The sequence below is a fragment of the Trinickia sp. genome, from assembly GCF_035492435.1.
GTDB lineage: Bacteria > Pseudomonadota > Gammaproteobacteria > Burkholderiales > Burkholderiaceae > Trinickia.
In genome coordinates, this window is sequence record NZ_DATJJF010000218.1 from 1 (window position 1) to 7,171 (window position 7,171).

7 protein-coding genes and 1 pseudogene are annotated in these 7,171 nt (G+C 61.3%); 5 read left to right on the forward strand and 3 right to left on the reverse strand.

The annotated features are described in order from the left end of the window. Window positions 1–86 precede the first annotated feature (86 nt). Entirely contained in the window at window positions 87–1,079 is a 993-nt protein-coding gene (locus tag VL598_RS15750; RefSeq protein WP_325327657.1) for a polyprenyl synthetase family protein, read from the reverse strand. Between the two features lie 432 nt (window positions 1,080–1,511). Between VL598_RS15750 and rplU the strand changes: the two genes are divergently transcribed. The 4 genes from rplU to proB all read left to right on the forward strand — a co-directional run bounded on the left by rplU (window position 1,512) and on the right by proB (window position 4,624). Continuing rightward, window positions 1,512–1,823: a 50S ribosomal protein L21 gene (rplU, locus tag VL598_RS15755; protein WP_325327663.1), complete on the forward strand. Its 312-nt coding sequence runs from the start codon at window positions 1,512–1,514 to the stop codon at window positions 1,821–1,823. Window positions 1,824–1,847: 24 nt separating this feature from the next. Next, the gene (gene rpmA, locus VL598_RS15760; protein ID WP_325327658.1) at window positions 1,848–2,111 is read left to right on the forward strand and encodes a 50S ribosomal protein L27; all 264 of its coding nucleotides are present in this window, start codon (window positions 1,848–1,850) and stop codon (window positions 2,109–2,111) included. A gap of 188 nt (window positions 2,112–2,299) precedes the next feature. After that, the gene (cgtA, locus tag VL598_RS15765) at window positions 2,300–3,412 is read left to right on the forward strand and encodes an Obg family GTPase CgtA (protein WP_325327659.1); all 1,113 of its coding nucleotides are present in this window, start codon (window positions 2,300–2,302) and stop codon (window positions 3,410–3,412) included. 93 nt (window positions 3,413–3,505) lie between these two features. Further along, window positions 3,506–4,624 carry a glutamate 5-kinase gene (gene proB / locus VL598_RS15770; protein WP_325327660.1) on the forward strand — a complete coding sequence of 373 codons (1,119 nt, stop codon included), beginning with the start codon at window positions 3,506–3,508 and terminating at the stop codon, window positions 4,622–4,624. Window positions 4,625–4,828: 204 nt separating this feature from the next. On the opposite strand, the gene VL598_RS15775 is transcribed toward proB, so the two are convergent. Then, window positions 4,829–5,395, reverse strand: coding sequence for a CNP1-like family protein (locus VL598_RS15775; protein ID WP_325327661.1), 567 nt, complete (start codon window positions 5,393–5,395; stop codon window positions 4,829–4,831). Between the two features lie 283 nt (window positions 5,396–5,678). Next, window positions 5,679–6,161: pseudogene (locus VL598_RS15780) on the reverse strand (RNA pyrophosphohydrolase); the annotation flags it as partial. 257 nt (window positions 6,162–6,418) lie between these two features. Between VL598_RS15780 and proS the strand changes: the two are divergent. Then, window positions 6,419–7,171, forward strand: a 753-nt coding sequence (proS, locus tag VL598_RS15785) for a proline--tRNA ligase (protein WP_325327662.1), incomplete at its 3' end; no start/stop codon positions are given.

The window sequence follows — 7,171 nt, forward strand, 5'->3', positions numbered from 1 at the left end:
ATCAACGTCAAGCAAGACCGCAATTCTAACAGCGTTCGTCTGAGAATGGAACCCCATCAAACGAAAATCGCGACAGCTGCCACGCCCTACGACTGCCGAGCCGTCGAGTAAGCGCAAAGCTCAAGCAGGCTTTCCTTGTAGACCGAATCCGGAAAGCACGCGAGGGCGGCCGCGGCCGCCTGTGCCTCGTTTCTAGCGCACTCAAGCGTATGATCGAGCGCGCCAGAGCGCGTGATCGCCTCGAAAATCGTATCGAAACGATCGGTGCCGCCCTGTTCGATCGCCTGGCGCGCGAGCACCGATTGCTCGGGTGTGCCGCGCTCGATCAGAAAAATCAGTGGCAGGGTCGGCTTGCCTTCGCGCAAGTCGTCGCCGGCGTTTTTTCCCATCGATTCGGCTGTGCCCGTGTAGTCGAGCCAGTCATCCATGATCTGGAACGCGGTGCCGATGCGTCTCCCGAACTCGGCAGCGGCGGCCTCTGTTGCAGCGTCTGCACCCGACAGCACAGCACCGAGCTGCGCCGCAGCTTCGAAGAGCTTAGCCGTCTTGTAGCGGATCACCTGCATGTAGCGGCCCTCATCGACATCCGCATCGTGCATGTTGAGCAACTGAAGCACTTCGCCTTCGGAGATGATGTTCGTCGCCTCGGCAAGAATTTCCATGACGCGCATCTTCCCAACGCTGACCATCATCTGGAAGGAGCGCGAGTAGAGAAAATCGCCGACGAGCACACTCGCCGCGTTCCCGAAAAGCGCATTGGCTGTCTTGCGGCCACGACGCAGATCCGATTCGTCGACGACGTCATCGTGCAACAGCGTCGCCGTATGGATGAATTCGACAACGGCCGCGAGCTCATGCCGGTGGTTCGTCGTGTCGCCAAGCGCCCGCGCGACGAGCAGCAGCAACGCAGGGCGCAGCCGCTTGCCGCCAGCACCGATGATGTACTCGGAAATCTGGCTGATCAGCATCACCTCCGAGGCCAAACGTTGCCGGATGACGCGATTGACCTGCTCCATGTCCTCGGCAATCGGAGCGAGCAGGCTGGCGGCGTTGGGGGAAGAGGTGGCGGTCGACGACATGATGAGCAAAAAGGGTGGTGCCGCGGATTATAAAGGGTTATGGCCGCGTCCGAGGGCGCCCTGGCCAAACGGATGCATCGAGCGCGCCCAAGCGTCGCCGGAGCCGCTCACTTGCGCAAGGCGATGCAATGCGCCAAGCAAGGTCCGCAGGTCGGAGAAAAGCCATGCCCCAAGTTTTTGACCGTGAGAGCTAACTCCATGTATAATCGCGCGTTTTCACGCAGGTGCGTGGAAGACGTCGAAAGACGTGATGGAGCGCTCGCGCGTCGATCGTTGGCCTTGGCTTTTAACGTAAAAGCCCGGAGCAGGAACTCGGTCGAACCCCATGGGTTCGGCGCCCGGATGATCGGGTGTCTTAAGCCTTTGGGAGCCGGAGAGTACGAAGGCTGGCAAGAAAGGCGGCGCGGCGACAAACAAAGAGTGAGGTTCTCAATGTACGCGGTCATAAAAACCGGTGGCAAGCAATACAAAGTTGCCGTCGGCGAAAAATTGAAAGTAGAACAGATACCGGCAGACATTGACGCTGAAATCACGCTCGACCAGGTTCTCGCAGTGGGCGAAGGCGAATCGAGTAAATTCGGTACGCCGCTGGTCAGTGGGGCTTCCGTCAAGGCTACCGTCGTATCACACGGTCGGCATGCGAAAGTGACCATCTTCAAGATGCGTCGCCGGAAGCATTACCAGAAGCACGCTGGTCACCGCCAGAACTACACGGAACTGCGCATCGACGCGATCAACGCGTAAGCGCACCGGTCAAGGAGCAATCAGATGGCACACAAAAAAGCAGGCGGGTCTTCCCGCAACGGCCGCGACTCAGAGTCAAAACGCCTTGGTGTGAAGGTGTACGGCGGCCAAGCAATCAACGCAGGCGGCATCATCGTGCGCCAGCGCGGCACGCGCATGCATGCTGGCGTTAACGTCGGCATGGGCAAGGATCACACGCTGTTCGCACTCGTCGACGGCCACGTCCGTTTCACGACGAAGGGCGCAGACAAGAAGCACACCGTCGTTGTCGTTCCCGCTGCGGCCTGAGCCTGATCCGGAACCAGTACGGAATACCAAGAAGGGCCCCGCGAAGTTGGCGGGGCCTTTTTTGTTGTGCAGCAGCAAGTTGGATCTGAATCTCGGGGCACGAACAACGCGGCGGCGCGTACGAGTGCGCCGCGTGCGGTCGCGCGCCGGGCGCGGCAAAATAGCATAAATATGCGACGGAGCGAGAAATGAAGTTCATTGACGAAGCGCGGATCGAAGTGATCGCCGGCGACGGCGGCGACGGAAGCGCGTCGATGCGCCGTGAGAAGTTCGTTCCGTTCGGAGGGCCAGACGGTGGCGACGGCGGTCGCGGCGGCAGTGTCTATGCCATCGCGGATCGCAATATCAACACGCTTATCGACTACCGCTATGCGAAAAAGCATCTGGCGCGCAACGGCGAGAACGGTCGAGGGGCGGATTGCTATGGCAAGGGGGGCGACGACATCACCCTGCGCATGCCGGTCGGCACCATCATCACCGATATGGACACGGGCGAACTGATCGCCGATCTGACCGAACACGAGCAAACCGTGTTGGTCGCGCAGGGCGGTGCGGGTGGTCTCGGCAACCTCCACTTCAAGTCGAGCACGAACCGGGCGCCGCGCCAAAAGACTGAGGGCAAGCCAGGCGAGCGCCGCATGCTGCGCCTGGAGCTCAAGGTTTTGGCCGACGTGGGCCTGCTCGGCATGCCCAACGCGGGCAAATCGACGTTCATTTCTTCAGTTTCGAACGCGAAGCCCAAGATCGCCGACTATCCGTTCACGACGCTCGCGCCGAACCTCGGCGTCGTGCGCGTGGGTCCGAGCAAGAGTTTCGTCATCGCCGATATTCCGGGCCTGATCGAAGGGGCAGCCGAAGGCGCGGGTCTCGGTCATCAGTTCCTGCGGCACTTGCAGCGCACCGGTGTGCTGCTTCATCTCGTCGACCTTGCGCCGTTCGATGAGAATGTCGATCCCGTGGCCGAGGCGAAAGCCATCGTCGGCGAGCTACGCAAGTACGACGAGTCGCTTTATCAGAAACCGCGCTGGCTCGTGCTCAACAAGATCGATATGGTGCCGGAGGACGAACGCGAGGCGCGCGTGGCCGATTTCGTCAAGCGCTTCGAATGGGACGGCCCGGTGTTCGAGATCTCCGCACTGACGGGTCTCGGCTGCGAGAACCTCTGTTACGCGATCTACGATTACCTCGCCGAGCATTCGGACGCTCACCGTGCGGAGCAGGCGGAGGACCTGGCCGCGGACGTGCGCTTTCGTGATGGATTGCCGCCGGGGGAGCAGGCCGACAAGGTACGATCCTCCTAAGAAAAGCAACGTTCGCACGTCCGTCGCTTATTTTCTTGCCGCCGCCCGCTCGGGTGCGCGGCGGTTCATGTGTGAGAGAGGAGACTTCGCACGATGCGCTCTGTCATCGCGGATTCGAAACGCCTGGTCGTAAAAGTGGGGTCCAGCCTCGTGACCAACGACGGACGCGGACTGGATCACGCCGCAATCGGGCGCTGGGCCGAGCAAATTGCGAAGCTGCGGGAGCACGGCAAGGAAGTCGTCCTGGTCAGCTCTGGCGCGATTGCGGAAGGTATGCAGCGGCTTGGTTGGGCCAAGCGTCCACGCGAAATCGATGAGTTGCAGGCGGCCGCCGCGGTCGGGCAGATGGGCCTCGCTCAAGTCTATGAAAGTCGCTTTGCGGAGCACGGTATTCGCACAGCGCAGATTCTACTCACGCACGCGGATCTCGCCGACCGCGAGCGCTACCTCAACGCCCGTTCGACGCTGCTGACGTTGTTGCGGCTTGGTGTTGTGCCGATCATCAATGAGAACGACACCGTCGTCACCGACGAGATCAAGTTCGGCGACAACGATACGCTCGGCGCTCTCGTTGCGAACCTGATCGAGGGCGATGCGCTCATTATCCTGACCGATCAGCAGGGTCTATTCACGGCCGATCCGCGCAAGGAACCGAGCGCCGAGCTCGTGCGCGAGGCCGATGCCGGTGCGCCCGAGCTCGAGGCGATGGCGGGCGGCGCCGGCTCGAGTATCGGCCGTGGCGGCATGCTGACCAAAATCCTCGCGGCCAAGCGCGCGGCCGGCAGCGGCGCGAATACGGTGATCGCAAGCGGCCGCGCGCCCGACGTGCTGGTGCGCCTAGCCACGGGCGAGGCAATCGGCACGCAACTGGTTGCCCGCACGGCACGCCTTACCGCACGCAAGCAGTGGATGGCCGACCATTTGCAGGTGCGGGGGCACGTGGTGATCGACGACGGCGCCGTCGAAAAGCTGACGGCCGATGGCAAGAGTCTGCTGCCGATCGGCGTGGTGGATGTGCGCGGCGCTTTTGCGCGTGGCGAAGTCATCGCGTGCGTCAACACGGCCGGGCGTGAAATCGCGCGTGGGCTCACGAACTACAGCAGTGCCGAGGCCAAGCTCATCCAGCGCAAATCGAGCAGTGACATCGAGGCCACCCTCGGTTACATGCTCGAGCCGGAGCTCATTCACCGCGACAATCTTGTGCTCGTGTAGTCGCAAACGCATTAGCGGTACAGCCGTAGGCACAGAAACATCGGCAATGCCGATTGGCGTATGCCAACGTGCATTGCCGAATTGTCATCGCTTCGCGTGCTATTCGAACGAACCAGGCGAAGCATTCCTTGTCGCCTGGGCGCTTCACGAAGTGCAGCGAAAAATCAGGCGACTCTCGGTTTCCCGATCGGAGCCGCACACACCTCAATGCTCCATCGATGCGGCAGTGCGCCTTAAGCGAATGTTCTCGATGATCATTTTGGCGGGTGCGGCCGCCATCTTGCTCGCGCAGAAGTAATCTTGGTAAAGCGCAGCTTGATAGGCGTTCAGATCGCCGTTCTCGATGCGACTCCAATCGGTCGCGACACTGCGGTCCCAGCCGTCGTGCGTGGCATTCAGCCCCGCGTACTGCCGCCACTCGTAGGTGTCGCAGCGAATCCCTTCGTAGTTCACATTGCGCGCGCCAGCCGGGCTCGTGACGACGATCGTGTAGCGGACCACGCCATCCGATCCGACATCGATCGACTTGGCATCGACCGAAAACGCGAGAGGCGTGTTTTGCGAGACGTCGAACGACAGAAGACTAGCTTCGCTCGGCAGCGGCGGTAGTTTGTCGACCTTGTTTTCCGTCCAGGTGGCTTTGCGATCGAGAAAGTAGGCGAAGGCGCCATCGTCCTTATTAGAAGGAGTTGTTGGCGCATGCGTGCAGCCGGCGAGCACAGCGGCAGCCGCGCCAGCCAGACAAGCCGCCGCGAGAGTCTTTGCTTTCAATTCGTGTCCTCGGGAAACGGGCGCAATATTCGGAAAACCGAATGATAGCGTCCCGTCGCGACGGACAGTGCGATTCTCTCCGGACTTACTCAGGCAGAGTCAGTGCCGTGGAGGCGTCCGCATGCCGGGAATCGGACACGCTCACCCCCGCGGCCGTGATCAACACGTCCGCGCAGGCCGGAATTGGCTCCGGCACCAACTCGTCGGCCGGCGTGCACGCAGACTGGCATGGGGCGTCGGCGCGGCGCGTGCCGTCTTTGTCGTGCTGAACGTTGTTGCCTTGACGCGCCGCAGGGCGACGCAGGAAACGTGACAGCTCGGTCAAAGCCAGCTGATAAACATCCCGCTTGAACTCGATGACGGCCTCAAGCGGCACCCAATATTCGTTCCAGCGCCAAGCGTCGAATTCCGGGTGATCCGTGGCGCGCAGGCAAATGTCGCAGTCGCGCCCGACCATCCGCAACAGAAACCAGATCTGCTTTTGGCCGCGATAGTGCCCGCGTACTTCGCGTTTGATGAACTTGTCCGGCACCTCGTAACGCAACCAGTCGCGCGTGCGACCGATGATCTTGACGTGCTCGGGACGTAAGCCGGTTTCTTCGTGTAACTCCCGATACATTGCTTGCAATGGGGTCTCGCCGTACTTGATGCCCCCTTGCGGAAACTGCCAGGAATGTTCACGCAGCCGTTTGCCCCAAAACACCTCGTTGTGCGCGTTCAAGAGGATGATGCCGACGTTCGGGCGAAAGCCTTCGCGATCGAGCATACAACCACCTTCGAATCCTTTAAAATTGCTTTGATTATAAACAGATAACGAGTCTTTGGCACCCGGTATGCACCAGAATTGGTCGAGGCTCTGCCAGTCGCGGGTTGCCGCGGGCAGCGGTTGATCCGACGAATCCTCGTGGTGGCGGTGAGCACGCGTGGCTATTGCCGTGCTGCGGCCCCCACGCGGTCGATGCCCCGATCGACTCGTTCCCTTTTTGGCAGCCCCGCTTGGGCCGCCGCTTTTGGAAACCCTGAATGAAAGCGTCCCGTTTTTTTATCGGCACACTCAAGGAAGCACCGGCAGACGCGGAAGTCGTCAGCCATAAGCTCATGGTTCGCGCCGGCATGATCCGGCGTGTCGCCGGCGGTATCTACAACTATCTGCCGATCGGGCTGCGCTCGATACGCAAGGTTGAAGCGATCGTGCGCGAGGAAATGAACCGTGCGGGCGCGCTCGAGCTCCTGATGCCCGCGGTACAGCCGGCCGAGCTCTGGCAGGAGTCGGGGCGCTGGGAGAAGTACGGCCCCGAGTTGTTGCGCTTCAAGGACCGCAAGCAAAGCGACTTCGTCGTCGGGCCGACCCATGAGGAAGTCGTGACCGACATCGCGCGCAACCAGATCAAGAGCTATCGCCAGTTGCCGGTCAACTTCTACCAGATTCAGACGAAGTTCCGCGACGAGATCCGCCCGCGCTTCGGCGTCATGCGCGGTCGTGAGTTCACGATGAAGGACGCCTACTCGTTTGACAAGGACCAGGGGGGTCTCGAGGAGTCGTATCGCAAGATGTACGACGCCTATGTGAGCATCTTCACGCGCATCGGGCTTGAGTTCCGCGCCGTGACGGCCGACAGTGGCGCGATCGGCGGCAACAAGTCACAAGAATTCCACGTGATCGCGGCGACGGGCGAAGATGACATCGCGTACTGTCCCAACTCCGCTTTTGCTGCCAACGTCGAGGCCGCCGAGGCGCTGCCGCTCATCGCCGAGCGGGGCGAGGCACGCGAGGCA

Excerpts from the sequence above, each read along its gene's own strand:
- cgtA (WP_325327659.1), top strand. The coding sequence starts at position 2,300 with ATGAAGTTCATTGACGAAGCGCGGATCGAAGTGATCGCCGGCGACGGC.
- rpmA (WP_325327658.1), top strand. The coding sequence starts at position 1,848 with ATGGCACACAAAAAAGCAGGCGGGTCTTCCCGCAACGGCCGCGACTCA.
- VL598_RS15750 (WP_325327657.1), bottom strand. The coding sequence starts at position 1,079 with ATGTCGTCGACCGCCACCTCTTCCCCCAACGCCGCCAGCCTGCTCGCT.
- rplU (WP_325327663.1), top strand. The coding sequence starts at position 1,512 with ATGTACGCGGTCATAAAAACCGGTGGCAAGCAATACAAAGTTGCCGTC.
- proB (WP_325327660.1), top strand. The coding sequence starts at position 3,506 with ATGCGCTCTGTCATCGCGGATTCGAAACGCCTGGTCGTAAAAGTGGGG.